Annotated in this window: 28 protein-coding genes; 13 read left to right on the forward strand and 15 right to left on the reverse strand. The window is 72.1% G+C overall.

Translation table 11 applies throughout. The features are described 5' to 3' along the window. Positions 1–63: 63 nt before the first annotated feature. The 5 genes from GKE82_RS23850 to GKE82_RS23870 form a co-directional block, all read right to left on the reverse strand. Entirely contained in the window at positions 64–627 is a 564-nt protein-coding gene (locus tag GKE82_RS23850) for a hypothetical protein (RefSeq protein WP_154735444.1), read from the reverse strand. Beyond that, complete coding sequence (locus GKE82_RS23855; RefSeq protein ID WP_154735445.1) at positions 624–1490, reverse strand: hypothetical protein; 867 nt, start codon at positions 1488–1490, stop codon at positions 624–626. Before GKE82_RS23855 ends, GKE82_RS23850 begins: the two co-directional genes overlap by 4 nt. A 390-nt stretch (positions 1491–1880) precedes the next feature. Further along, positions 1881–2570, reverse strand: a complete 690-nt coding sequence (locus GKE82_RS23860) for a hypothetical protein (RefSeq protein ID WP_154735446.1) — start codon at positions 2568–2570, stop codon at positions 1881–1883. Further along, positions 2567–5077: a DEAD/DEAH box helicase gene (locus GKE82_RS23865; RefSeq protein WP_154735447.1), complete on the reverse strand. Its 2511-nt coding sequence runs from the start codon at positions 5075–5077 to the stop codon at positions 2567–2569. Before GKE82_RS23865 ends, GKE82_RS23860 begins: the two co-directional genes overlap by 4 nt. A gap of 267 nt (positions 5078–5344) precedes the next feature. Next, complete coding sequence (locus tag GKE82_RS23870) at positions 5345–6265, reverse strand: ParB/RepB/Spo0J family partition protein (RefSeq protein ID WP_154735448.1); 921 nt, start codon at positions 6263–6265, stop codon at positions 5345–5347. A gap of 122 nt (positions 6266–6387) precedes the next feature. On the opposite strand from GKE82_RS23870, the gene GKE82_RS23875 reads away from it, so the two are divergent. Next, positions 6388–7278, forward strand: a complete 891-nt coding sequence (locus GKE82_RS23875; protein WP_196189440.1) for a ParA family protein — start codon at positions 6388–6390, stop codon at positions 7276–7278. Between the two features lie 167 nt (positions 7279–7445). After that, positions 7446–7778, forward strand: a complete 333-nt coding sequence (locus GKE82_RS23880; RefSeq protein WP_154735450.1) for a hypothetical protein — start codon at positions 7446–7448, stop codon at positions 7776–7778. Between the two features lie 153 nt (positions 7779–7931). On the opposite strand, the gene GKE82_RS23885 is transcribed toward GKE82_RS23880, so the two are convergent. The 6 genes from GKE82_RS23885 to pilM all read right to left on the reverse strand — a co-directional run bounded on the left by GKE82_RS23885 (position 7932) and on the right by pilM (position 13066). Continuing rightward, on the reverse strand, positions 7932–8525 hold the full coding sequence (locus tag GKE82_RS23885) for a zinc ribbon domain-containing protein (RefSeq protein WP_154735451.1): 594 nt from the start codon (positions 8523–8525) through the stop codon (positions 7932–7934). 123 nt (positions 8526–8648) lie between these two features. After that, complete coding sequence (locus GKE82_RS23890) at positions 8649–9230, reverse strand: hypothetical protein (protein WP_154735452.1); 582 nt, start codon at positions 9228–9230, stop codon at positions 8649–8651. 248 nt (positions 9231–9478) lie between these two features. Beyond that, on the reverse strand, positions 9479–10408 hold the full coding sequence (locus GKE82_RS23895) for a hypothetical protein (RefSeq protein ID WP_154735453.1): 930 nt from the start codon (positions 10406–10408) through the stop codon (positions 9479–9481). Between the two features lie 6 nt (positions 10409–10414). Continuing rightward, positions 10415–10789: a hypothetical protein gene (locus GKE82_RS23900; protein ID WP_154735454.1), complete on the reverse strand. Its 375-nt coding sequence runs from the start codon at positions 10787–10789 to the stop codon at positions 10415–10417. Between the two features lie 16 nt (positions 10790–10805). Then, on the reverse strand, positions 10806–11462 hold the full coding sequence (locus GKE82_RS23905; RefSeq protein ID WP_154735455.1) for a hypothetical protein: 657 nt from the start codon (positions 11460–11462) through the stop codon (positions 10806–10808). Next, positions 11459–13066 carry a pilus assembly protein PilM gene (pilM, locus tag GKE82_RS23910; protein WP_196189441.1) on the reverse strand — a complete coding sequence of 536 codons (1608 nt, stop codon included), beginning with the start codon at positions 13064–13066 and terminating at the stop codon, positions 11459–11461. Before pilM ends, GKE82_RS23905 begins: the two co-directional genes overlap by 4 nt. 6 nt (positions 13067–13072) lie before the next feature. On the opposite strand from pilM, the gene GKE82_RS27450 reads away from it, so the two are divergent. The 4 genes from GKE82_RS27450 (at position 13073) to GKE82_RS23930 (ending at position 15544) form a co-directional block, all read left to right on the forward strand. Beyond that, positions 13073–13702 (forward strand): hypothetical protein, encoded by a 630-nt coding sequence (locus tag GKE82_RS27450; protein WP_196189442.1) that lies wholly within the window; start codon positions 13073–13075, stop codon positions 13700–13702. Then, positions 13680–14597: a CHAP domain-containing protein gene (locus GKE82_RS23920; protein ID WP_154735458.1), complete on the forward strand. Its 918-nt coding sequence runs from the start codon at positions 13680–13682 to the stop codon at positions 14595–14597. The genes GKE82_RS27450 and GKE82_RS23920 overlap by 23 nt, the downstream gene beginning before the upstream one ends. A gap of 84 nt (positions 14598–14681) precedes the next feature. Continuing rightward, positions 14682–14987: a site-specific integrase gene (locus tag GKE82_RS23925; RefSeq protein ID WP_154735459.1), complete on the forward strand. Its 306-nt coding sequence runs from the start codon at positions 14682–14684 to the stop codon at positions 14985–14987. A 332-nt stretch (positions 14988–15319) separates the two neighbouring features. Continuing rightward, positions 15320–15544, forward strand: a complete 225-nt coding sequence (locus GKE82_RS23930) for a hypothetical protein (RefSeq protein ID WP_154735460.1) — start codon at positions 15320–15322, stop codon at positions 15542–15544. A gap of 554 nt (positions 15545–16098) precedes the next feature. Here GKE82_RS23930 and GKE82_RS23935 read toward each other — a convergent pair. Both GKE82_RS23935 and GKE82_RS23940 read right to left on the reverse strand, forming a co-directional pair. Beyond that, positions 16099–16674 (reverse strand): type II secretion system protein, encoded by a 576-nt coding sequence (locus GKE82_RS23935; RefSeq protein WP_154735461.1) that lies wholly within the window; start codon positions 16672–16674, stop codon positions 16099–16101. 11 nt (positions 16675–16685) lie between these two features. Further along, entirely contained in the window at positions 16686–17240 is a 555-nt protein-coding gene (locus GKE82_RS23940) for a type II secretion system protein (protein ID WP_154735462.1), read from the reverse strand. A 289-nt stretch (positions 17241–17529) separates the two neighbouring features. Here GKE82_RS23940 and GKE82_RS23945 point away from each other — a divergent pair, with 289 nt between their 5' ends. The 6 genes from GKE82_RS23945 (at position 17530) to GKE82_RS23970 (ending at position 21202) form a co-directional block, all read left to right on the forward strand. Next, positions 17530–17721: a hypothetical protein gene (locus tag GKE82_RS23945; RefSeq protein ID WP_154735463.1), complete on the forward strand. Its 192-nt coding sequence runs from the start codon at positions 17530–17532 to the stop codon at positions 17719–17721. Further along, positions 17718–18314: a hypothetical protein gene (locus GKE82_RS23950; protein ID WP_154735464.1), complete on the forward strand. Its 597-nt coding sequence runs from the start codon at positions 17718–17720 to the stop codon at positions 18312–18314. Before GKE82_RS23945 ends, GKE82_RS23950 begins: the two co-directional genes overlap by 4 nt. After that, positions 18311–18823 carry a hypothetical protein gene (locus GKE82_RS23955; RefSeq protein WP_154735465.1) on the forward strand — a complete coding sequence of 171 codons (513 nt, stop codon included), beginning with the start codon at positions 18311–18313 and terminating at the stop codon, positions 18821–18823. The genes GKE82_RS23950 and GKE82_RS23955 overlap by 4 nt, the downstream gene beginning before the upstream one ends. A gap of 8 nt (positions 18824–18831) precedes the next feature. Beyond that, entirely contained in the window at positions 18832–19581 is a 750-nt protein-coding gene (locus GKE82_RS23960) for a cell division ATP-binding protein FtsE (protein ID WP_255451158.1), read from the forward strand. Positions 19582–19703: 122 nt separating this feature from the next. Then, positions 19704–20498 (forward strand): FtsX-like permease family protein, encoded by a 795-nt coding sequence (locus tag GKE82_RS23965; protein WP_154735467.1) that lies wholly within the window; start codon positions 19704–19706, stop codon positions 20496–20498. After that, positions 20495–21202: a hypothetical protein gene (locus GKE82_RS23970; protein WP_154735468.1), complete on the forward strand. Its 708-nt coding sequence runs from the start codon at positions 20495–20497 to the stop codon at positions 21200–21202. Before GKE82_RS23965 ends, GKE82_RS23970 begins: the two co-directional genes overlap by 4 nt. A 46-nt stretch (positions 21203–21248) precedes the next feature. On the opposite strand, the gene GKE82_RS27455 is transcribed toward GKE82_RS23970, so the two are convergent. Continuing rightward, on the reverse strand, positions 21249–22100 hold the full coding sequence (locus GKE82_RS27455) for a sigma-70 family RNA polymerase sigma factor (RefSeq protein ID WP_196189444.1): 852 nt from the start codon (positions 22098–22100) through the stop codon (positions 21249–21251). 759 nt (positions 22101–22859) lie between these two features. After that, complete coding sequence (locus GKE82_RS23980) at positions 22860–23078, reverse strand: hypothetical protein (RefSeq protein ID WP_154735470.1); 219 nt, start codon at positions 23076–23078, stop codon at positions 22860–22862. A 218-nt stretch (positions 23079–23296) separates the two neighbouring features. Between GKE82_RS23980 and GKE82_RS23985 the strand changes: the two genes are divergently transcribed. Further along, entirely contained in the window at positions 23297–23767 is a 471-nt protein-coding gene (locus GKE82_RS23985; RefSeq protein ID WP_154735471.1) for a PAS domain-containing protein, read from the forward strand. The last annotated feature ends 21 nt before the right edge of the window (positions 23768–23788 follow it).

Below are 23788 nucleotides of genomic sequence, written 5' to 3' on the forward strand. Positions count from 1 at the left end.
GCTCGGGCCTCCTGCTGGGTTGCGGTCGGCCCGCGACGGGTTCGACCTGGTCGCCGCGCCACGCTACGCGCAAGGTGTGCTCAGCCCGCGCGGTTCGGCGGTGACCAGGTGATCGGGCTGGCGCCGCCCGGGTGTGACGCGCACGCCGCGGATCGCGCGGTCCTTCCCCACGGCGAAGGACACGCAGGCGGGTCGGGCGATGTCGGGTGGGACGGGCGTGTCGCGGATTGCTCGTGCGCGGCAGTCGGGCGTGCGTGGCGGGGTTGCGGGGACGGCGCCCTTGTCGGTGAGCAGTTCGATGCGGCTGATCGGGACGCGGGAGGGCTTGGTGTTGCCCGCTGCTCCGACGACGAGCTCGAGCTCGTAGGTGTCCTTGTCGGTGAAGCCGTAGAGCGTGCGGACCTGGAAGGTCCGAACGCGGCGGCCGTCCCCGGAGCGGATGTAGGCGGTCTGGCGCAGGTTCAGGCCGTTCACCGGAGCGGTGCCGGCCGCGCGCGGGGCGCGGGACTTCGCGCTCGACGGTTCGGGGGTGGCCGGGTCACCCGCGAAGGCGAAGTAGGCGATCGCCAAGAGGCTGAGGGCGGTGATGGTCGCGGCGATCGCCTGGGGGCGCGTCGGACGGGTCATGCCGGTGACCGTACGAGCGGCTCGGTGGGCGGCGGCTGCTCCTCGGAGCGCAGCCAGGATCGCCAGGCCCATCCGGAGGTGCCGCTGACCACCGCGCCTCCTCCTCCGGGGCCGATCGTGACCTCGTGGAGTGTGGGCTGGTTGGAGAGGTGAACGGGTTGGAAGGGGCCTCCGTGGACGCGCGCGCCGCGGGGCTCGAGCGTGACTGCGAGGACGTCGACGTAGCCGACGACGTCGCGGTCGCGCGCGAAGTAGAGACGGCCGCCCGGGCTGATCTGTGGTCGCAGCCCGCCGAAGAACACCGACGCGGTGGTGAACTGCAGGCCGTGCTGGCGGTCCTCGCGCAGCATGCGGTCGATCGTGTCGCGGTCCCGCAGGGCGACGATGTCTCCGCACCCGGGTCCTGTCGGGGGTGTCTGGCGCGGGCGGTCCGGCTGGACGGGCGTGACGGCGGGTGGCGGCAGGACGCCGGTCGGGTCGAACGTCGGGGCGACGGTGAGGTCGCTGAGGGCCAGGCGCGCGGCCGTTGCGGCGCCGAGGTTCGCCTTCGCGCTGATCCAGGTGCCCGGGGCGGCGTCGGCGGGCAGGAGGCGGTCGAAGTACTCGATCGGGACGCGCGGGTCCCACTCGGGCGCGCAGAGTCGCGCCATCCTCTCGGCGCGCTGGACGATCAGCAGGTGGGTGCTCAATCGGCGCTGGGCGAAGCCGAGGAACTGGACGTGGCGTCCGTGGCCGTGCTTGTCGGTGGTCAGGAGGCGCGTGACCGGGTAGGTGGTGTCGTAGGGCTCGGGTGCTTCGACGCGGACCGTGGCGGTCACCGCGGTGACCTTGCGCACGCAGAACGGGAGCTTGCTCTCCCCCACCCGCGGCCAGAATCGCTGGCCTGGTCTGATCCGGAGCGGGTGAACCGGGGGCTCAGCGGTCGGCCGACGCGACCCCCAAGCGATCGTCGCGGGTTTGATCCACGCAGCACCTGAAGCTCCCATTGGGTCAGCACGCTCGCACGCGGCTGCGTGATCGCCGCGCGCTTGCCCGTTCACCTCCCCGCGGCGACGAGCCCGTCGGCGCCTTGACACGGGCAGCCACCCGCCATCGGGCTCGGCCCCTGCGCGGACCGGGGGCGCTTCGGTCGCCGGGCCGGGCGGCCACCTGGCGCGGGCGCCGGTCGGGGTCCTCTGCCGGGTCATGCAGCGCGGTGTGGGCTGGCGCGCGCAGGTCTTCTCCCCCGTCGCGCGCTCCGCGACGCGGCCGCCTCAGAAATCCCCTTTCCCCCCGTTTGCGGGGGCGGGGAGCAGCTGCGCTGCGAGTGCCGCGGTGAGCTCTGCGGATCGGCCGGTTCGCGCGGGCGGCCCGGCGGCGAGGAGCGGCGCGCGGCGGGCGAGGAAGCAGAGGTTGGGCGTGACGTCGCCGCTGACGGCGCGGGTCTCGTCGAGGAACCCGATCGCTTGGTCGTGATCGCGGAGCCGCGCGATCGCCGGCGCGGCGGCACTGACGGCGACGCCCAGGCCGGGGACGACGATGCCCTGCGTGCCGAGCATGAGCACCGGGATCGCCAGGCGCACGGCCCGGCCGGCGTCGACGAGCGCGGCGAGCTGCGCCTGGCTGTGGCCGCGGTCGAGGGCGGCGAGCGCAGCGCGGGCGGTGACGTGGACGAGGGACGGGATGGCCTTGGGCTGCCAGCCTGCGGCATGCAGCGCGTCCAGCAGCGCGCGCGTGCGCTCCTGGGGCGTGAGGTCGGGGAACCGCAGCGCCGTCTGGGGTTCGTGGCGGAGGGTGAGCAGGAGGTTGCGCCGGTACGCGTTGTCGCAGGCGAGGTCGCGACGGCGGTCCGGGACGGTCGACCGCGGGCCGTGGAGCCCGGCGGCGGCGCGCAGGGACTTGGGGTCCTCGGCGGTGAGGTGGCGACCAGGGCCGTTAGGTGCGCGTCGGACTTCGCGGGTCACAGCAGGGAGGCGAGCATGTTGGCGGAGGCGAGGTCGGGGTCGGTGTCGGTGCCGGGGGGCTGCGGGATCCCGTCCCTGACGGCTTGGAGCAGGGCGTGCTGGCGGCCGAGCATCGCCAGGAGTCGCTGCTCGTTGGAGCCGTCGGCCAGCGCCCAGATCGAGGTGATGGGGTGCGGGTCGTTCAGTCGTGCGTGCGCGCGACGCTCGGCGTGCTCGTGAACGCCGGCGATGGTGTCGAGCTCGGCGAACACGACGTGGGTGGCGGCGGTGAGGGTGTGGCCGCGGGCGCCCTTCTCGAACCCGGCGATCAGGAGCCTGCAGTTCGGGTCGGTCTGGAAGCGGTCGACGTGTTCGGCCTCGCGGCCGGCGCGCACGTCGTGGGTGAGGCGCGCCGCGTCTGGGAAGGCCCGGACGAGGCGGTCTTGGACTGCGACGTGCTTGGCGAACACGAGCGTCTTGGCGATGGGCGACTGGGCGGAGAGGAGGTCGATGATCGCCGGGACCTTCCCGAGCCCGATCAGCTTGCGCAGTTCGCTGTGCAGCAGCAGTGCCTGGGCGTGGTGCGCGGGGGACATACGGCGGCGCACCGCGGCGCGAGCGCGCAGAAGAAGGTCGGCGTCATCTCGCGCGTGGGCGCGAAGCGCGCGCAGCTGTTCGGGGTTGATCGCTCGGGCGAGGACGGCGGCGAGCGCGGCGTTTGCTGCCTGGCATTCCCGATCGTGGGCGTTGGGCAGCCAGAGGACGTGGCGCTGAGTTGGGCCGAGCTCGGGCATGAGCTGGCGGGTGGTGCGGCGGATCATCACCGCGGCGCGGAGCTGCTCGTGCAGTTCCGTGAGGTGCTGCGCCGTGCCGTGCACCCATCGGACCGCGCCGGATGTTCCGGGAGTCGGGACCGGCCGGCTCGACTGGAAGGTGCGCACGAAGGTGTCGTAGCCGCCGAAGGTGCGGTCGAGGTGCCCGAGGGTCCTGAGGAGGTTGGCGAGGTCTGCTGGGCGTCGGCGGACCGGGGTGCTCGTGATGAGCACCGTGACGGGGGAATCGGCCTTGCGGGTGAGCGCGCGGATCGCCTGGGCGCGGCGCGCGCGGGGGTTGATGAGGCACTCGGCTTCGTCGACGACGAGCCCGCCGAGGTTCACCGAGGTGAACGTGGGGAGGTGGTCGGCGACGACGTCGGCGGTGACCACGAGGTAGTCCTCGCCGTTGTAGGTGAACGGTGTCCGGGTTGCGATGGTTCGCACGCTCCGGTCGGGGAGGGCAGCGGCGATCTCGCGTGGCCATGCAGCGCGCAGCCATGACGGCACGACGATGAGCGCGGGGAGGGCGCGGGCGACCTCGAGGCCGAGGATGGCGGTGAGGCTCTTCCCCGCTCCCTGGTCGTCGGCGAGCAGCCCGGCGCCCGTTGCGGCGATGTAGTGGGCGCCGACCCATTGGTGCTCCGCGGACTGGACGGCGAGCCGGGAGTCGAGGAGTTCGCGCAGGGCTGCCGGCGCCGCGGGGTTGGGGTGCGCGGTCGCCTCGCTGAGGGCGCGGATCCCGCCGGGACCGATCGGCGGGAGTTGGTCGGGCGTTCGGCGCGTGCGCGTCGGCGTCGCGGCTTGTGCTTGCGGGTCGTGGAGCAGGGCGGTGGTGCGGCGATCTGCGCGCCATGGGCCGGTGCGGATGAGCGCGCGGCGGACGGCCGCGCGGGAGCTGTCGCTGATCTTCAGGGTCCAGGTCTTGTTCGTCGGGTTCCAGCTGGCCGCGGAGCCCAGGGCCCGTAGCGCGCGAAGGAGGTCCTCGGAGTAGGCCGCCTCGAGCGTCAGCGTGGTCGCGCGGGCCACCAGGTGCCCGGTCGGCGTAGGGTCGCGCAGCCGACGCGTGAGATCGGGGTCGGTGTCGACGTCGAGGTCCTGCAGGCGCTGGGCGAGCACGGCGAGCTCGCGCGCGTCGAAGGGGAGGTCCAAGGCGAGAGCGTCGTCGCGGACGGGCCGGAAGCCGAGGTCCTCGAGCGCGGATCGGGCACGACCGTCGGCCGGGCGGGCGGTGATCTGCGTCTCGCGGGCGAGTTGCAGGCGGGTCGCGGGCCGGGCGCGCACCGTGGGGTTGGCGAGTAGGGCTCTGTCGGCGGCGCTGATCGCGATTCCCAGGTCGGGCTCGCTGACGAGGGACCGCAGCGCCTTCGCGCTGGCGGGCGTGATCGGCCCGGTCCAGTGCGCCTCATCGCGGGCCCAGCGGGCGCCGGGGATCCCGGCGAGGCGCGGGTGGGTCTGGGGGTCGAACTCGAAGGAGGCAACCCAGTGCCGTCCGCAGGGCGAGGACCAGACGGCGCGGATGGGGGGATTGGGCTCGCCTTCCAGGAGTGCGGACGCAACGCGGTCGGCGGCAGCTTCGCCGTGGAGTGCTGGGGGCAGTCGCAGCAGTCGCTTCGCGCGTCGCCGACGGCGAACCGGGACCGTGCCGCTGTCGAGCGCCTCCCGGAGTTCGAGGAGGGCGCGCGAGCTCGGCTGCGGTGGCGCATCGGGAAGCACGGCAGCAGGGTGCCAACGGACTGCGCATCCCGCCCCGGATCCGGGTCACGGGTCATCGCATGAGCGCGGGCGCCCGGTCGCCGGGTTGCGCATGCGCAACTCCTTGCGAGCCGTCGTCGACGGCCTGGGGCCGGGCCGGTTGCCTCAGCGGCGGCGTCGTCGGAGTTGCGCATGCGCAACTCCATCGCCCCGGACGGCGGTTCGGGCCGCCCGCGGTCCGAGTTGCGCATGCGCAACTCGTGGGCCGCGACCCGGGCCTCCTGCGCCCTAGAGGTCGTCGGTGTCCGAGAGGGCGTCCTGCACGCCCAGGCGCGCGGCGATCCGCGCTGCCTCGTCGGGATCGCTGGCGACGAAGGAGAATGCGAATCCCGCCTCGCCGCGCGGTGCCACCTTGACCTCGGCGCCGAGCCGGTCCGTCAGGCGGTCGGCGAGGCGGGTCGCGGCGGCGCGGTGGTCGGCGCTCGCGCCGCGGCGGCCGGGCCGAGGCGCCCGGGGTTCGGTCTGGGCGAAGCGCGCGATCTGCTGCTGCAGCTCGGCGCGACTCCACCCCTCGCGCACGGCACCGCGGGCGAGGTCGTCCCGGACGTCCGCGTCCTCGATGGCGAGGAGGTAGAGCGAGTCGGACGCCGACATCTGCCCGGTGTCGATGAACTCCCGGACGGTCGCGGTGTGCTCGAGCAGTCGCAGCGTCTTGCTCACGGCGCTCTGGGTCCGGCCGACAGACTCGGCGATCTGGGCCTGCGTCATCCCGTGCTCGTCCTTGAGGCGCTGGTAGGACTGCGCCTCTTCGACCGGCGAGAGCCGCTCGCGCGCGACGTTCTCGATGACCGCGTCGAGGAAGGTCTCGTGATCGCGGACCAGCGCCGGCACGGTCGCGAGACCGGCGGCCGCCGCGGCGCGGAACCGTCGCTCGCCGGAGACGAGCATGAACGCGCCCGCGATCTCGGGGTGCGTCCGAACGACGAGCGGGTGTTTGACGCCGTGCTTGCCGACGGACAGCGCGAGCTCGTCGATCCCGGCGAACTGCTGGCGTGGCTGCGCGGGGTCGGCGTGGACCGATCCGATCGGGAGCTCGACGATCCGCTCGCCCTTGGCGACGGTGCGGCTCGCGACGGACGTCGCGCGGGTGACCGTCTCGGAGTGCAGCTGACGGACGGGGGTGACGGAGCGTCGTTCCTTGCGGGCCATGGGACGGCAGGCTAGGGGAGGCACGTGACGACTCGGCACGATCGCGGGCGCGGGAGTCCGGTACCCCGTCGGTTTGGGGGAAAGGGGATCTTCGGTCCGGTGTCGAAGCTACCGTCATGCGCATGAACTTGATCGCCGTGCACTCCAACAAGGGCGGGGTCGGGAAGACCACCTGCGTGACGCACCTCGCTGGCGTGCTCGCCGGGGTCGGGATGCGCGTCCTTGTGATCGACCTGGACAGCCAGGCCAACGCCGCCGTGCAGCTCGGGCTCGACCACGCCGCGATCCGCGGCCGGTCGATCGAGGCGCTGCTGGAGGACCCGGATCTCGACGCGGTCGCGTCGGCGCTGCCGACGCCCTGGTCCGACGACGTGCGCGTCATCGCGTCGGACACCTCGCTGCGTCTGCTGAGCAAGCAGATCGTGGCCGACGGCCAGGACTCCGCGCGGCCCTGGCTGCAGGAGATCGTCGAGGAGTTCGCCGAGCCGGACTCGGCGTGGACGCCGGGCGTCGTGCTGTTCGATACCCCGCCGTCGACCTACGACCCGTTCGTCCAGGCCGCGCTGGAGCTCGCCGACACGCTGATCATCCCGTCAGGCACCCAGCGTCACGACATCGACGCCGTCCTGCGCGCGTACGAGGACGCGCGGCTGCTGCGCCAGGCCATCGGCAAGCCGGAGCCCGCCGCCGGCGTGATCCTGCAGATGCTGCGGGAGACGACGTTGACGATGATGGAGCTCGAGCAGTACCTCAGCGACGAGTTCCCGCTTCCGATGCTCGGCTGGACGGCGCTGACCGAGCGGGTCCGCGAGGCGGCCTACACGATGGCCGACGGGGAGTCAGCCCGTCCGCTGACGTGGCAGCCCGAGCGGCACGCCTCCAGCCGTCCCGCGACCAACGTCTGCTGGAACTACACCGAGTTCGCCCACCGCGTGATCAGCATGGCCAACGGCGTGCCGGTCGAGCCGATGTCGATGCCGGACTTCCGCCAGCGCGCAACGCTGGCGGCCTGACGTCGACGATGCGCACGGAGCGTCGACGTCGGCGGCCGCTGCCCAACACGCTGGTCCCGCGCCACCCCGCGCCGGCCCTCCCGGCAAGCCCGCCCGCCGACGCGCGCGCCGTCCCTCCACGACCGCAACCACCACTTGCAACCGGGACCACGACGCGCGCCGAGGTGATGGTCTCGATCGAGATCTTCCGCCACTACGCAACGCTGCTCCCCCAGAGCGACGGCCCCCAGGGCTGGACCGATCTCATCGACGCCCTGCTCCAGGCCCCCAGTGACGCAGTCCGACAGGCCCTCGACGAGAACGCGGCACAGGTCGGCGCCCCGCGAGAAGGCGTCCGCGTTCGCTTCGAGCTGAGCGCCGAACGCGCGCGCTCCCTGGACGTGCTGCGCAACTCCATCCAGCGCGCCGGCGAGCCACGCCTCACGCGCTCCCGGGTCATCCGGGCGGTGCTCGCTGACGGCTCGCGGTCGCGCCAGCACCTCAAGCGACATCCTGCGTAGCGGAAACCCTCCTAGCCGAGAGCGCGCCCCGAGGAGACCGCTTGGCGGGCCGCCGGCTGGGGCGCGACCTTCACGGGGCGGCCGGGGCCGTGCGCGGTGCGGATCTCGCTCCCGCGCGGAGGCCGGCGCTGGGCAGGTGAACCTGTGCTGCCGTTACCGTCGGCGGTTGGCGGCGTCGCGTAGCCCGTCCTGGTAGGCGCGTTCGGCCATCAGGTTGGCCTGCTTGGCGGTGAACACGCGGTCGGTCTTGCCGGACTCTGAGACGACGTCGGCGAGGGCGCGGTCGAGCTCGTCGCGGGTGTAGATGCGGACCGGCTCGCGGTCGCAGCCGCAGGAGAGCAGTGCGCGGGCGGCGTGGGGGCGGGCGCGGACGAGGGTGCCGCAGGACGGGCAGGCGTAGTGGGGGACCGGGGTGCCGCACTGGGGGTCCTCGAGGAGGAAGTAGCGGCCGCGGGCCTTGGGGACGATGCCGACCATGCGGCGGGCGTCGAGGTTGACGATCGAGCCGTTGCCGCGCAGGCCCTTGCGCAGCTGGACGCGGCCGTGGTCGAGGTCGACGCTGGTGACGAGCATCGCGTAGGCGTGCTGGGCGTCGTACCAGAGCTGGCCGGGGCGGATGAAGCCGACGATGCGGCGGGTCGTGAAGCGGATGCCGTCGACCCACACGTGCCGCGCGGGCTGGTAGGGGACCGCGTGCCGGGAGAACGTGATCTCCGCCGGGCGCGCGGTGAGGAGGGAAGCGGTCATGCGATCCACGTTAGGACCGCGATGACGGAGTTGGGCCGCAGCGCGAAAGTTTCGTTGAAGATTGCTCGAATCTTCAACGCTCACGCCCCCACGCTGGATGGGGGGTTTGGGGATTTTCTGGGGTCAGTAGCGGCGTGAGCCGCTGAGTGCGCTGCCGGTGAGCACGGGGGCGGCGTAGCCGATCTGGTCCAGGAGGGTCTCGCCGATGAGCGTGAGCTCGAGCCGCTGGGGCCGGTTGGTTTCGACGTCGACGTGCCGCACGACGCCAAGGTGCTGCAGGCGCTGGGAGTAGCCGATGCTGCGGTCGTCGGCGGTCACGGTGAAGGGGCGTCGCTGGGTGACCGTGGCCTGCCAGATGCGGCGCATCACCTCGCGTTCCTCGTCGCGCAGCAGCAGCGTCGCGCGGAAGGAGTCCAGGTAGCGCAGCTCGACCGGGCGGCGGTACACGTCGAGCGCGTGCTCGCTGGCGGCGTGGGCGGCGGCGCTGGGCGAGTCATCGCCGGCTGGGTGGGGGAGCCCGACGACGATCATGTCCAGCAGCGTGACGTCCCGGGTGTCGTCGGGAGCGTGGAGCGCAAGCACCGCGAAGACGCTGCGGTGCGGCCGCGGAACCGCCTGCAGCTGCTGCTCCATCGGCAGCGCGCGCTCCGATGGCGGCTGGGTGTTGAAGGGCGGGGGAGGCGGGCTGAAGATCGGCGAGCTCACGCCTCGGTAGTCGGTCCCGCGAGCGGGTTCTGAACAGCGAGCGCGGGCTCGCGCCGCCAGAGAATCACCAACGCCCACCGGGATCCCACCCCGGTGCAATGGCTCCCACCAGCCCGCGCGGACCTCCGCGCTCGCCATGCCGCCGCGGGCGCGGCGGCGCGCAGATGTCGCACGCGCGGGCCCGGGGCGCACGCCGCTTCAGGGGCGGGTCTGGCCGTGGTGAGGGCGTGGCGTCGCGGGGCGGGAGTTCAGCGGCGGCGGCGCGCGGCGGGCGCGTCGATGGTGCGGTGGGTGCACTCCGGCCCGTTGATCGCCGGATCGCAGAAGGCGCCGCGCATGGCCGGGAGCTCGACGTTCGCGCACGTGCGGTCGTGGGCGCGGAACACGCAGTCCTCACACGAGGCGTTTCGGTGGGGCGCGCTGAGGTGCAGCTCGGCGAGGAACCAGGCGTCGGCGTCGCGCTCGCCGCCGACGAGCGACAGTCGCTGGGCCAGCATGCCGCGCAGGGCGTCGGCGAGCACGTAGGGCTCCGTCCCGCGGGCGGTCGGCAGCACCACGGGCTTGCCGGCCGGCCGGGTCTCGACGATGAGCTGCAGCAGCTCGGCTTCCTCGAGTCCGAGCCACAGCGCGCTCTTGCGCAGGGGGTAGGCGCGCGCGGCGTGGCGCACGGGGGTTCCGTCTGCGTGGCGCAGGCGCCGGGCTTCGACCATGCAGGCGGTTTCGGTGTGCCCGCGCACGAGAGCGATCTTCCAAGCGGGCAGTCGGCTCCACCAGCGGCGCAGGCACTCCCGGTCGGCGTCGGTGAAGACGGTGACGTCGGGATCCTCGCGCAGCAGGCTCAGGTAGCGCTCGTCTCGTCCGTCGTAGCGGTCGTTGATCTCGTCGGTCGAGACCGGTCGTCCGCAGTACTCGGTGGCGGGTTCGTGGGAGACCTCGCGGTCGAAGCGGGTGAGCCCCCAGAGGTCGGCGATCGTGCGGAGTTGTGTCTCGCTGATGCCGAGCTGCTGGGCGAGTTCGTGACGCGGGCGGGTCACGTGGTAGAGGTCGAAGACGGTCTCGACCTGCTCGGTGGTCCAGCCCGGCGGGATCCCGGGGATGAAGGCGGCGGGCCGGGAGCGCAGCGTGATGGCAGCGCGCTCGCGGCGAGCGTCGGGCCTGGGCGCGACGGTGGTGGTCATGGGTGCCTACTGCCCGCTGGCCTGGGCGCTGCTGAACTTCGCGCCTCGGGCGAAGGGATCGTCGACGACCGTGATCGGGGCGGCGCCGCGGAAGCTGCTGGCCGCGGGGGCCGGAACGGGCGCTGCGCTGCGCTCAGCCAGGCGGATCGCCTCGGCGAGCGGGTCGGTCGGGGTCTGTCCGACCGCGGTGGCGGTCCCGCCTGCCGCGGCGACCGCTGCACCCGTGGTGGGCTGGGCGGCGGTCGCAGGCGCGGGCGGCGTGGCTGGAGTGGCGGGGGCGGAGTCCTCACCGCCGGTGAGCTGCGTCGCCGCGATCGCGAGCGCGGCGATCGCCAGCAGGACCCAGTACATGGGGCGGACGGTGGCGAGTTGGGCCTTCATGGGAGTTCTCCGGTCGTCAGCCCGCGGGGGCGGGGTCGGGGGCGGCGGGGTCGGCGGGTGGGGCTGCGGCGGGGGCGGCTCCGTCGAGCGGGTCGGCCTGTGCCTCTGGAGCGACGAACACGCCGGCGGTGAGGGCCATCGAGAAGGTCTGGGCGGAGCTGAACGAGAGCGAGTCGACGTACCAGATCGGTCCGCGGGCGTCGATGCGGGTGCGTCCCTTGGCGGTCTTCACCGAGGTCAGGCCCTGCATGCCGCCCAGGAACGACAGGCACCGCAGGAACTCGCACTCGACCGTCAGCGACGCGGGCCACGTCGCGAAGGTGCCGGCGGGGGAGGGCTGCGATGCGGCTCCGGGCTCGAAGCTGACGATCGAGGTCTTCGTGGCCTCCGCCAGGCGGGTCAGGCGGGTGAACTCGCGGCCCCAGCTGACGCGCTGCGGAAGCGCGATGCGCAGGGGCTTGGCGAGCTTGTTGGAGTTGGCGCGGATCTGCAGCCGCAGCTCCTGCGCCTGGCCGGTGACGGCGACGGCCTCGGCGGCCGTGCGGTCGGCGTTGTCGCGGGCCGCCTTGGCGTCGTCGATGCTGGGCTTGATCACCATCAGCGCCAGGGCGCCGGCGACGATCGCCGTGACGGTGGCGATGATGATGCGCGCCTGGTGGGCGGTGACGGTCATCCGGTCGGCTCCTGGGTGATCTTGGGGGTGGCGGCTGCGAGGTCGCGGGGGTTGGTGAGGTCGACGCTGACGCGGAACGTGTAGGCCTGTGAGTCCTCGCGCTGGCGGGTCGCGGAGACCAGCTCGGCGCCGTCGACTCCGGGGGTGGTTGCGAGCCGCTTGACGTAGCGCTCGATGGTGTCGCGGCGCACCGCGATGCCGGTGAGCTGCATGTCGGCGCCGCCCGCGGTGACCGTTGCTCCCGGGACGCCGGGGAAGGGCGGCATCGTGACGCTGGAGTCGGTCAGGCCGATCTCCGCGGGCGTCGCCTGCGCGATTCGGGTGAGCTGCTTGCGCCAGTCGATGCGGAACGCGGTGAGGCCGCCGACGAGCGCGACGCGGTCGATCCCGCCGGCCTGCAGCAGCGCCTGGAGTGTGCGCTCGGCGGCCTGTCGCTCGAGCTGGGCCTGCTCCAGCCGCGCCTGGGCGGAGCGCTCCTCGGCGAGTGCGTCGTCTTTGGTGCCGGACGTGACCGTCGCTGCGGCAGCACTGGCGACCAGGACGACGGCGCTCGCGGCCAGGACACGAGCGGTCGCGGGCGCCATGAGTGGGGGGCGCTTGGCCGGGCGTGGGAGGAGGTTGATCGAGTAGGCGCGCTGCTCGTTGCGTGGGTCGGAGAGGCCGCGCACGCACGCGCCGAACGCGCTGAGATGGAGGTCGAAGTCGCTGAGACCCTTGGTGCTCAGCGCGGCGATGGGGGTCGGTCGGCCAGCCTCGACGTCCAGGACCCCCTTGAGGTAGACGTCGATGTCCGGCATGCGTGAGCCGCCACCGCAGAACAGCAACGGGACACGCGTCGAGAACTGCTCGGCGTACCAGGAGGCCATCTGCTGCCCGAGCTCCCGGAGCTTGGCGTGGAGGGCCATCGCGCCGTCGCCTCCGCCGCTGACCAGGTCCGCCAGCCGGCCGCGGTTGGCCTTGATCTCCTCGGCCTGGGCCAGCGACATCCCGCCGGTGGTGAGCATCTCGGTGAGGTCGCGTCCGCCGATCGGCAGCACGCAGACGTTGTGCGGCAAGCCGTTGCCGACCGCGATCAGGGTCGTGCTCGAGGCCCCGATGTCGACGACTGCGGCGCGCGTGTCGCCCCGCCCGTCGGCGATCGCTCGCGGGATCGCCGCCCACGACGGCTCGATCTGCAGGACGTTGATGCCGGTGCCCTCGATGGCAGCCACGAGCGGCTCGAGGAAGGAGTGCGGGGCCGCGGCCCCGATGACGCGGATCGCGCCGTCCTCCTCGCGGCCGGTGACGAGGTAGTCCAGCGCGTTGGCCTCGTGGCCGCCCGGGACTCGGCGCCCGAGTGAGATGACCGCCGCTTCTCTGAGCATCGGCTCGGTCATCTGGCTGGGGTACTCGGAGGTCTGCAGCGTGCACGCGCTCCCCGGGATCGTGACGACCGCGCGCTTGTGCTTGGGCCGGACCTCGCTGAAGGCCTGCGCGACTGCTTGGGCGACGGCTTCCGGCTGACGGACGACATCGGCGCGGATCGCGCCGACCGGCAGTTCAGCGCGTGCCGCCGCCTCGATGGTGTAGCGGTCGGCGCGCCGGGTCGCGGCAACGACCCGCACCGCGGTATGGCCGATATCGATGCCGACGATGTCTTGCGGGTGGCGTCTCATGTCTGGCGATCAGTGTGCGTGGAGCGTGTGCAGCAACGGCGGATTTCCTTTCGGGGCAACCGGTTCACCTCGTCGGCTCTAACGGTTCACCTTCGAGGTGAACCGGCGGCCGGCTGGGCCGGCGGGGTCGACGTGGGTGAACGCGTCGTGGCGGCGCGTCGCGCGCGTACGGTCCTTGGGGTGAGACGGTCTCGAGCTCTGCTGGTGGTCCTCGGCGCGGCGGTGGCGCTTGCGCCGCCGCCGTCGCTGGCCGCACCTGGCGATGCGATCACGCAGATCGATGCGTTGGACTCGCGGATCGAGCGCACCACGCGCGTGGAGCGCCGGCTGGCGGGCCAGGAGCGCCGGGCGGAGCGCGAGCTGCGTTCGTTGCGGGCGCGCGAGCGTCGCGCGTCACGTGAGGTCCGAGCGGCGACGGCGAAGCTGCGGTCCGCCAGCGTGGTGCAGACGCGCGCCGAGGATGCGCTCAGTCGCGAGGTTGCCGAGCTGCAGGGCATCGCGAGCGTGCTGGCCGACGCGAACGTCGTGGGGGGAGGGGGATATCGGCGCGCTGGGCCTGGCGATGAGCGCGGCCCCGGCCCATAGCGCGCTCGCCGCCGCACAGGGTCAGTCGCTCCTGGATCGTCAGCGCGATCTCGTGGTACGCCTGAAGGGCGACGTCGACCGACGCGGAGCGCAGTCGGCGCGCTACGCCCAGCGCGCCGCGGTGTTGGCTGCCGCGCAAGACGAGCTGGCGACAGCGCGGCGCCAGCAGCGCCAGATCGTGAGCGTGCTGCGTGAGGCGCGGCGTTCGCGCCAGCAGCGCCGCGAACGCGACCAGCGCAAGGCGAGCGCGTTGCTCGAGCAGCTCTTGGGCAGCGACGCCGACTTCGCGCTGCCGTCGCTGAGTGCCGCGGTGGGTTCGGGACCGACGACGATCGTGCGCGCGGCGCAGGCCGAGCTCGCGCGCAACGTCGTCGAAGCGCCGCTGGGATCCAACAACTCACCGGATATCGCGCGCTACCGGTCGGCGACACGGAACGCTGCCCCCGGGCAGCCGTGGTGTGCGTACTTCGTCTCCTACCTGGCGCGCCGCGCCGGTAAGCCGCTTGGCCCGGGCGGAGAGGGGATGGGGTACGTGCCCGCGATCCGCACCTGGGCAGGATCGCTGGGACGGTGGGCTCCGTCGGACGCGATCACGCCCGTGCCAGGGGACCTGATCGTGTTCCCGCAGCACATCGGCCTGGTCACCGGGTACGACCCGTCGACGAAGGTCGTGACCTCGATCGAGGGCAACACCAGCCACCGCGTCGCCGAGCGCACCCATCAGATCCAGGCCGTGCTCGGATTCGTTCGCCTGTGGGGCGCGCCGCTGGCCCAGCCCGGCCCGGTCGCGATGCCCAAGTGGGGCACAGGCCGCTACGACGGCGAGCAGCGCTACCAGGGCAGCGACAACGACCAGCGCGACGACTCGCTCCCGAGCACCGAACCGACCACCTGAAACAGAACAGCTGGCCGCCGCCTGCGACGCCACGGAGATTTCAGCCCGAAGGAGCCGCTCACCCGCGAGGAGGTCGCCGCGCTCATGGATGCCGTGCTCCCCGCGCGCGGTCGGCCGGGCGTGATCGCTACGCGCAACCTCGCGCTGCTGGGAGTCCTCGTCGGGGCTGGGCTGCGCGTCTCGGAGGCGCTCAACCTTCAGGTGCGCAACGTGCTCGACGGCGGCCGTGCCCTGCGCGTCCGGCACGCAAGGGGGCCACCGATCGCGTGGTGGGGCTCCAGCCCACGGTACGCCGCCCTGCTGGCGACGTGGCTTGCGATGCGCACGGGCCTCGGCCTCAACGGCCGCCAGCCGATCTTCTGCACCGTCGCAGACGGCAGCGGCGCCTAGGGCGTCCGCAAGCTAGGCCAGCCGCTTGACACGTCCTACGTCCGGCGGCTCCTGCCGAGCGGGTTAGAGAGAGGCACCTCCGTACCGGTCACCGGGGTCAGCCTTGAGCGGGTACGTTAGCCCCATGCGCTCTCCTGCTCTGTGCGACAGCCCCCGCCAGGACTCGACCTGTGATGTGCTTGCCGTAGGCCGATGCCGGGCCTGCGACCAAGCCTTCTGTGCATCGCACTTCGTCGCCCAGCAGAACAAGTGTGTGACGTGCTACGACCGGCAGAACAGCCCGGCAGCTACACCCACTGACTTCGCAACTCGCGGATGGTAGCCCGCGCATCATGAGCCTGCTGGACGACGCCAAGCGCATCCATCACGGGCGTGCCGCCGGAGCCGCACGACTTGCAGCCGAGCAGGAGCGCCGGGAGCGAGATCAGGAGTCGCGCGCGACGGCAATCCAGGGAATCGGATTGGACTTCAGCGTGGAGGCCCGACGCCTCGGCGTTCCGATGGTCGTCCTGAGCTCGGGCAGGACCCCGAGCGTGTGCACGAGCCGCTCGATTTAGCTCTAGTCTCGCGGACACGCGAGGCGACGATGTCGCTGCCAGGTAGCGTGGCCCTCAGAGGTGAGAGCCGCCCCGCGAGCGTTAGAGACAGCGCTTCGCGCGTCTGGAGTTCAAGCGGGACAGCTCTCGGCGCGCACCATATCGAGCGGGATGGTTCGTCAGCAAGCGTCTGTCTGGCCTGTGGCCCATTCTTCGCTCCGCCGCTTGACCACCTCCTCGACGGTCCGGCGGACGTGGTCGATCCGGACCGCACTCGAGGGACGCCCAGATGAGTCCGCCGACGATCTCGAAGAGCACGATCGGAGTTGCGCAGCGCCCAGAGCTGCCGCCGGGCTAGCCGGCGCACGGTCGCGGTGAGGGTCCAGGGAACACGGCTCCGGCGTGACCGCGCTCTCGCGAAGCGACCTCCTAGCCCGCGAGCTCCGACAAGCCGCACGCCCGTAGCGATTCAGGGCGCGGAAACGACCCGATCGCTGGCTAGCCGACTCCGGGCATCCTTGCATCTAGTGCGAGGTTGGTCCGCGCGAGCTCGGGCGGTGGCGCTGGACTGGATGCTAGGCGCAGCTGGCGCGGCGGATGGTGGCGAGGACGGCCTGTGGCCGTTCCTGGGTGCAGTCTCCAAGGGCGCGCGCTCGGGCTGCGGCGTCGGTGAGGGTGCTGGCGGCGCCCCAGTAGGTCCGGGGGCCGGAGCGCGAGACGCAGATCACGCCGCCGGTGGCGCTCGCGCAGAGGGTTACGCGGGCGTCGGTGCGCTCGTAGATCTGCAGACGGTCCACGGGCCCGGTGTCGGGCGCGGTCGCGGTGGTGGACCACTGGATCGCTTCGGCGGCGATCGTCTTCTCGGTCTCCGGTGACCAGGAGGCCCATCCGTCCGCGTCGGTGAGATGGATTGCGGCGAGTTCCATCCCGGTCTGCAGCTTGATGAGTGCTTGCTGGCTTCGGCGTTCGCTGCGCGTCCCGTCCAGTCGCGGAGCGAACGCCGCGATGAGGATCCCCAGGACCGTGACGACCAGGAGTGCTTCCAGCATGGAGAAGGCCCGGCGCCCGCGCGTCGTTGCGCGGGCGCCGGGCCCAAGGTGAATCGTGAGACGACCGCGGTGAACGGCGTAGCTTTCGGGCGCGCTGTTCACCGGGGTCACTTCTAGAACGCGGTCTCGGTGAACCCGGCGGAGATCGCGTCGGCGATCGTCGGGTCGTCCTTGGGCGCGGAGCGCGCGTAGCTGACGCTCGGCGTGCCGGCCGTGTTGGACTTGTTGATCCGCAGGCAGAACGCGTACTTGCCCTTCGGGGCGATGCCGCAGACCGTCGCCGCGTTGGCGGTGAGGCCGGTCAGCGGGCTGGTGCCGTCGGCGCCGCCGACGTACAGGCGGCGTGCGGTGGTCTGCGTCGCGGGCGTGACCGTGTTGGTGAGCCCGAGGCTGAGGTCGCGCTCCTCGGTCTGCAGGAACGTCTGGTCGAAGCCGACGAACGTCTCGCGCTCGGTCCAGTACTTCTGCAGCGTCTGATGCGTGGCGTCGATCGCCGCCTTGGCGTCCGCGTCTCGCGTGCTGTTCCGGGCGCCCAGCAGCGACGGCAGAAAGACCGTGCCGAGGATACCGAGGACGATGACCACGAGGATCGCCTCGAAGAGCGTCAGCGCCCGTCGACTCGCGATCCGGACCTTGGTGCGGTCCAAGACCGCGATGAGTGCCTGCATTACCTGCCTCCTAGATGTGTTGGAACGAACGAACCTGCTTCGGCGATGACTATGCGTGGCGGGTGTGGCGCCGTGACACGAAAGATCTGGGCGTTCACCTCGCGCATGACGCCAGCAGCCCCAGAACGTCCGACGCACGGGTCGTCGCGCGCGCGTGCGGGGCCCGACAGGCGCGACGGTTCACCTCATGGTTCGCGCGGCGGTTCACCTTCCCCGGAAGAGGTGAACGCGTTCGCGGAGAAGCCGGAGTTCGCCGTCGGTGGGCGGCGCGCTCGTAGCGTGTGGGGGGATGACCGAACCGCAGGAAAACCGCCGAGGCGCGCTCGACGAGGCCATCCTCACCGCTCAGGACCGCTACGGCCCGGCGTTCACGATCACGGACCTTGCGGCCGTGCTCGGCGTCGCGCCGCTGCAGGCACAGGAGCTCATCGACTCGCTGCGCTCGCCCCGCGACAACGTGTGCCTGGGACGGCTGCGATGACCGTGGCGCTGCCGCGCGTAGCGCTTGCCACGCTGTCGATCGTGGCGTTCGGCGTCGCACTCCTCCTCCTGAAGGGTGGCGGTGAGTCCGACCGGCCGGGCTCCGCGAGCGCCGTGGTCGGGTTGGCGCGGGCGATGCAGATGCCCGACGCCGACGCCGCCGGCCGGGCCCTGACCCAGGCGGGGGTGCCGCGCGTCGCGGGCGCCGACGCCGAGCAGCGCCCGCACCCCCACGCAGCGGTGCGGGTCATCACCCCGGAGTTCGATGCGCGGTTCCGGCGCGGTGCGGGCGTCGTCGATACGAGCGCCGAGTTTGCGATCCACACGCACGACGCCTCTGGTGTGGTGCATCTGCACCCGCGCGCGGGCGAGCGGTTCTCGCTGACCCAGCTGCTGGCGATGACCGGCACCGACCCACAGCGGTTGGCGGCGTCGTTGCGGGTGCGGTTCAACGACGAGCGACCGGGCGCGTTGCGCGCCGCGCTGGACCGGCCGGTCAGCGACCGGGACGACATCCTGATCGCCGCGCGCGATGACGACTTCTCGGCCGCGGCACCGTTCGTCTGGCCGACCGACCTGCGAGGTGCACGATGAAGACGACCGCGGCTGAAGCGATGCCGTTGCTGTTGCTAGCCCACCTCGAGCGGCAGGCTCCGGCCGACCCGAGCGCCGCGGCTCAGGCAGCCCTTGCCGCGGTGACGGTCGGTTGCGATCTGCCGACCGCGGCCACCGCTGACCAGTGGTGGGCCGATCTCACCCGCGAGTTGCTGGAGGAGCTCGCGCTCACCGCGGAGACGTGGCACGCGGTGAAGAGCACGCTGCTGCGCGAGGCGCTGCACCATGACGCCGACGGGCTGGCCAGCCATGCGGAGATGACCGACGTGTGCCGGCGGCTGCTTGCGCAGGGCGCCGAGGAGGACATCGGCGCCCGGCGAGCGATCGGCCAGCTCACCGCGCTTTCCAATGGCGGCTTCATGCTGATGTTCGCCGCCGCGGTCGCAGACGTGGCCGCCGCGGACCCGGGGTTCGCGCGGTGCCCGGAACGTCACGAGGACTACGTCGCCGCGGCGCGCGCGGCGCTGAAGGAGGGACCGATCACATGACGGCTCTGATGGACTGGCCAGCCGCCCGGCGCGAGCCGCGCGCGGCGGGGCCGCCGACCCGAGATGCCGACCCGTCCCAGACGATCGTGATCGAGGACGTCCGGGCGACGTTCCCCGCGGCCGATGGCGCCCGTCGGCGCGGGCTTCACCAGGCGACGTTGGCGATCGCGCCCGGTGAGTTCGTGATGGTCAGCGGCCCGACTGGGTGCGGGAAGACGACGCTGCTGCGGCTTCTGCACGGCGAAGCACGTCCGGAAAAGGGCCGGATCTTGGTCGGTGGTCGTGACCTGCGTGGGCTCGACGTGCGCGCGTGGCGCCAGTCGATCGGCTTCAGCGCCCAGTCCTGGGATCTCCTGCCGGACCGCACGGTTCGCGAGAACATCCTGTTCCCGCTGCAGATCCTGCGCCGGTCCCCCACGGCCTCGCACGCCCGCGTCGAGCAGCTCGTCGCGGCCTTCGGGCTTCGGCACCTGGCCGACCGCATGTGTGACGAGAAGACGCTCTCTGGCGGTGAGCGCCAGCGCGTGTCGCTCGCGCGCGCGGTGGCGCATCGTCCGCGGCTGCTGCTCACCGACGAGCCCACCGGCAACCTGGACCCGGCCACCAGCCTGGGCCTGCTGCAGATCCTGCTGACCATCAACGCGCAGGGCACCACGATCGTGTGCGCGACCCACGACAAGCTCGCGCTCGACGTGCTGTGCACCCGCACGGTGCGGATCCTCGACGGTCACATCCACTCCGACACGGTGCCCCACTGATGCGTGAACGCTTGTACTACCCGGCGCTCTACCTGCGCACCGGACTGAGCCTCGTCTGGCGCCGCCGGTTCTGGTCGGTGCTGCTGGGGCTGGTCATGCTCTTGCTGCTGCTGGCGACCTACGTGGCGCTGGCGATGAGCGACCGGACCTCGCAGGCCTCGGTGCGCATCCAGGACCGGCTACGGATCGTGGCGATCCTCGAGCAGGACCAGCAGGCGCAGACCATCGTCCCCGCCCCCGAGCTCGCGCAGCGCGTGCGGCTGCTGCCCGACGTCGAACGGGTCAGGATCGTGCCCCGCGAGGAGGTCCGAGCCGTCTTCGTTCGCCAGGTCACGCAGCCCGGCGGGCCGTTGCCGTCGCTGCGGCTGTTTCAGGAGGCGCTGGAGATCCGCGTGGCCTCGGTCGACGCGATGCGCCGCGTCGCGTCGGCGGTCCGCACGCAGCCCGGGGTCGAGCGCGTGACCTATCTCGACGAGTTGGTCTCGCGGATCAACGGGTTCTCCTCGTGGCTGGAGCGCGGGTCGCTGTACGCGGCGTTGCTGCTGGTGTTGGTGGCGCTCGTCGTAATCGCGCTCGTCGTGCGGTCCTCGATCTACGCCGAGCAGCGCGCGCTGGAGACCATGCGGCACGTCGGCGGATCGCTCACACCCATCAGCGCGCCGATCATCGTGCACCTGGTGGTCGTCGGGCTGGTAGCGGCGACGGCGGCCTGTGCGCTGGGCGCGATGATCGACCCCCGTCTTGACGGCATCCTGACGGTCGCGGGGCGCGAGTTGCCGGAGTGGCTGCAGACCGGGCGGGCGTTCGCGCCGATGGCGCTGTGGCCCGCATTCGCCGGCGCCGTGGTCGCCGGGATCTCGATCGTGGCGGCGGTGACCGTCGCGCAGTACGCACGTCTTTCCGGGAGGCCGGCATGAAGTTCACGCAGATCCTCAGCAGCGACGTCCGTGGTCGCCCACGGTCCACGAGTGCCGAGGCGGTGACGGCGCGGCGCGTGCCGACCTCAGGGGCCCGGGAGCGCCTTCCCACCGAACGCGCGCAGCAGGACGCAGCCGCGGCGGCTCGGGAGTGGACTGCGGGGGCGATGATCGTTGTGAGCGGTCCGGTCGGCGCCGGCGGGGCGCAGATGACGCTGGGGATCCTCGATGCGCTGGGGCGTCAGGCGGTGTACCTGCGACCGCAGGACACCGCACAGGACGTGGAGGCCTTGATCTCCCTGGCGGATGTCGGACTGGTCCTCGACCCGGTCGGAGCGTTCACCCCCGGGGCAAGCGCCGATGCGGTGATGCGCGCACGCGAAGCCGGCGTTCCGGTCGTCTGCTGTGACCTCGAGGCGAGCGTCGCCGGGGGCCACGCCGTCGACGGTGACGTGGAGGTGCGGGTTCGTCTGCCCGACCGGCGTGAGGTGCAGGCCATGCTCGAGCGGCGCTGTCACGCCTTGACGGTGGCGCCGGAGCGACTGCGCGGCGCCGCCGGCGCGATGGCCCAGGCGTCGTGCGGGTGGGACGAGGCGCACCGGATCGCGGCGTTGGCGCTCCTCTCGGTGCTCGCGAGCGGAGCCGAACTTCCCCACGGTCGCGTCGATGAGCTGATCGCGGCCGACCGGTCTCGCCTGCGCTAAGCCCTGGCCTCTCTGGCCGGGCCCGGCGGGCGTGCCTCTGCGGGGGTCAGCTTGCGAGAAGCGACTGCAGCTGGTGGCGCAGCGAGGTGTCGCGGTCGGTGATCGCGGCGAGGGTCAGCAGGCCGGCCTTGATCTCCTCACGCGCGACCTGGCGCGAGACGCCGAGCGCTGAGCCGACCTGCGTGTAGTTCATGTGGCGGTCCGCCCCGATGCCCAGATGCAGAGAGATCGCGCGCCGGCGGCGCTCCGGCAGACGCCACAGCAGATCCCTGGTGAGCGAGGCGAGGTCGAGGTCGTCGATGACGTCGTCCTCGAAGGAGTCGTCGCGCGCGATGCTCCCCGGAGCCTCGTCGTCGTCGAAGTCGACGATCCCGGAGACCTGGTCGGCGCCCTCGATGGCGTCGCAGGTCTCCAGGTCCGCGGCGGTGACCTGCTTGCCGCACGCGGCGCTGAGCTCGGCCAGGGTGGGGTCGCGGCGCAGGCGATCGCGAAGGCGGCGGCGCTCGCGGATGATCGGTCGCATCCGCTCCCGCGAGAACACCGGAACCTTCACGAGGTAGCCGTCCTCGTCGACCCCGTTGGCGATCATCTTGCGGATCCACATCGTCGCGTAGGTGGTGAAGCGCGCCCGCTCGGGGTCGAAGGAGCGGATCGCGCGGAGCAGGCCGATGCAGCCGTACTGGACGAGGTCTTCCATCTCCACGCGCTTGAGGCGGTCTTCGCCGGAGCGCCGAGCGATGTGGAAGACCAGGCGCAGGTTGTGGTCGAACAAGGTTCGCGTGGCCTGCGGGTCCCCGGCGGCGACGCCCTCGGCGCACGCGCGCTCCTGCTCGGGCGTCAGGTTGGTGAACTGGTTGGCGTATCGCTGCAGATCGCTGAGCGTCTGCGTCGGTCCCAATGTGCGGACCTGTGCGTGTTGTGACCAGCTCCCGGTGCTGGCTCCTGGACCCGTCATGGACCGTCTCCCCCTGCCCTTCGTGCGTCGTGCACCGGCGGCGCCTCGTGTGTGTGGTTGGTCGCTCGGTGCGCGTGAGCGTGTGTGCCAGAAGCGGTCCGGAGGTCTGTCGACCGGGGTCGCTGCGGCGACTGGAGCATGCAGCGGGCGTCCTCGCCGCTGCAAGCAACCGGTTTGCAGGATTTGACCCGACTGGCAGTATTTGCGGGGCATGCTTCGCAGGATCTGCAATCGGATGTGGTTTGCGGATCGCTGATTTGTCGCCTCATGGACGCCGCGTTCTCTCACTCGCAGACCGCCCGGATCCTCGGCCTCTCGCGGCACCAGCTGTCCGCGTTCGTCGCGAAGCACCAGTTTCCGGTGCCCGTAGAGCTGCCCGGCTCCCGGGCGTACCGAGCGGAGGACGTGCTGGCGATTCGCGATCGGCTGCTCGCCGGAGACCAGCTCAACGGGGCGTTTCTGCGATCCGCGCGGGTTCGAGGACCCCAGCCGCTCGCGGAAGCGTTGAGGACGGGCGCGTTTGACGAGGCCTCGGACTTGGTCGCAGGCCGGTTCACGGCGCTCGCCGGCGCCGGCCGGAGGCAGCTTGCCGATGAGCTCTACGCGCTGGGAAGCCAACTCGTCTACCGCGAGCCCAGCGACAGCCGCGCATGGACGGCGGCGCGGTGGCTGGCGCGCTGGCAGGACCGGATCGCCGACGGTTCAGCGGGCTCGTTGGAACGGGGTCCGATCCTGCTGGCACTCCTGGTGCCGGGCGCGCGCCCGATGGATGCGCTGCAGCTCGCGACCCTGCGTGCCGCGTTCGCGCTGACGTGCCGCGGTGAGGTCATCGATCTTCCTCTCGATCTGGGAAGCCCGGTTGAATGGTTCGGCCAGGCGACCGAGCGGCATCGTCGGCGAGGCCTCGTACTCGTGGGCCATCAGGTCTCCGAGCGTCAGGCCAGCAGCGTGCAGCAGATCGCGCGCGCCCTGGAACTCGCCGATGGGAGAGTGGTGAGCGTGCCCCGGCTGCGCGGCGGTCCGCCCCCACTGGGGGGGCCTCGCGTGCCAGGACGTGGGCCAGCGATTCGCGTCCTGACGCGCGTTTGCCCGGGCTCGCCGCTTGCCTTCGTCTCGAGGAGGCGTAGGATCAGGGTCAGATGGCGCAGATCGATCGGCGTACTGCACCGGATGGCCAGCCCGCGGTCGAGCGGATGGTCGATGTCTGCGGTCATTGCGACACGGTCGTTGAGCCCAGCGACCGTCTCACGTGTCAGTGCGGTCACGGCTCGCTGCTCCGGGTGCACGCTGCCGCCATCCCCGAGCGGACGTTCGGCACGCTCGTTGTCGACGACCGACTGCGGATCTTCGCGGCCAGCCAGGAAGCCCGCACCCTCTTGGGCCTCGAGGCGCAGGACCTGCTGGACCTCCCGTTGACCGAGCGGTTCGCAGATGCTGACCAGGCGACGGGCACGTCAGCGCTGACCGAGGCCATGTGGGCAGCCGTCGACGGCGGCTGCAGCCCAGAGATCGCGGTGCGGGTTCCAGAGGAGTACGGCCTGCGGTACGCGATGACTGCGAGCCGCGCGGGCACGCGACCGTCGACGGTCATCGTGCTGTCACCCCTCTGAGCGGCAGCGACGTCCCTGCGC

This window comes from Conexibacter sp. W3-3-2 (assembly GCF_009707605.1).
Classification (GTDB): Bacteria; Actinomycetota; Thermoleophilia; order Solirubrobacterales; family Solirubrobacteraceae; genus Paraconexibacter; species Paraconexibacter algicola.

Excerpts from the sequence above, each read along its gene's own strand:
- GKE82_RS23960 (WP_255451158.1), top strand. The coding sequence starts at position 18,832 with ATGGACTGGCCAGCCGCCCGGCGCGAGCCGCGCGCGGCGGGGCCGCCG.
- GKE82_RS23900 (WP_154735454.1), bottom strand. The coding sequence starts at position 10,789 with ATGAAGGCCCAACTCGCCACCGTCCGCCCCATGTACTGGGTCCTGCTG.
- GKE82_RS23905 (WP_154735455.1), bottom strand. The coding sequence starts at position 11,462 with ATGACCGTCACCGCCCACCAGGCGCGCATCATCATCGCCACCGTCACG.
- GKE82_RS23895 (WP_154735453.1), bottom strand. The coding sequence starts at position 10,408 with ATGACCACCACCGTCGCGCCCAGGCCCGACGCTCGCCGCGAGCGCGCT.
- GKE82_RS27450 (WP_196189442.1), top strand. The coding sequence starts at position 13,073 with ATGGCCGATATCGATGCCGACGATGTCTTGCGGGTGGCGTCTCATGTC.
- GKE82_RS23940 (WP_154735462.1), bottom strand. The coding sequence starts at position 17,240 with ATGCAGGCACTCATCGCGGTCTTGGACCGCACCAAGGTCCGGATCGCG.
- GKE82_RS23920 (WP_154735458.1), top strand. The coding sequence starts at position 13,680 with ATGAGCGCGGCCCCGGCCCATAGCGCGCTCGCCGCCGCACAGGGTCAG.
- GKE82_RS23930 (WP_154735460.1), top strand. The coding sequence starts at position 15,320 with ATGAGCCTGCTGGACGACGCCAAGCGCATCCATCACGGGCGTGCCGCC.
- GKE82_RS23945 (WP_154735463.1), top strand. The coding sequence starts at position 17,530 with ATGACCGAACCGCAGGAAAACCGCCGAGGCGCGCTCGACGAGGCCATC.
- GKE82_RS23880 (WP_154735450.1), top strand. The coding sequence starts at position 7,446 with ATGGTCTCGATCGAGATCTTCCGCCACTACGCAACGCTGCTCCCCCAG.
- GKE82_RS23955 (WP_154735465.1), top strand. The coding sequence starts at position 18,311 with ATGAAGACGACCGCGGCTGAAGCGATGCCGTTGCTGTTGCTAGCCCAC.
- GKE82_RS23850 (WP_154735444.1), bottom strand. The coding sequence starts at position 627 with ATGACCCGTCCGACGCGCCCCCAGGCGATCGCCGCGACCATCACCGCC.
- GKE82_RS23980 (WP_154735470.1), bottom strand. The coding sequence starts at position 23,078 with ATGGCCCACGAGTACGAGGCCTCGCCGACGATGCCGCTCGGTCGCCTG.
- GKE82_RS23985 (WP_154735471.1), top strand. The coding sequence starts at position 23,297 with ATGGCGCAGATCGATCGGCGTACTGCACCGGATGGCCAGCCCGCGGTC.
- GKE82_RS23970 (WP_154735468.1), top strand. The coding sequence starts at position 20,495 with ATGAAGTTCACGCAGATCCTCAGCAGCGACGTCCGTGGTCGCCCACGG.
- GKE82_RS23870 (WP_154735448.1), bottom strand. The coding sequence starts at position 6,265 with ATGGCCCGCAAGGAACGACGCTCCGTCACCCCCGTCCGTCAGCTGCAC.
- GKE82_RS23875 (WP_196189440.1), top strand. The coding sequence starts at position 6,388 with ATGAACTTGATCGCCGTGCACTCCAACAAGGGCGGGGTCGGGAAGACC.
- GKE82_RS23925 (WP_154735459.1), top strand. The coding sequence starts at position 14,682 with ATGGATGCCGTGCTCCCCGCGCGCGGTCGGCCGGGCGTGATCGCTACG.
- GKE82_RS23950 (WP_154735464.1), top strand. The coding sequence starts at position 17,718 with ATGACCGTGGCGCTGCCGCGCGTAGCGCTTGCCACGCTGTCGATCGTG.
- GKE82_RS23885 (WP_154735451.1), bottom strand. The coding sequence starts at position 8,525 with ATGACCGCTTCCCTCCTCACCGCGCGCCCGGCGGAGATCACGTTCTCC.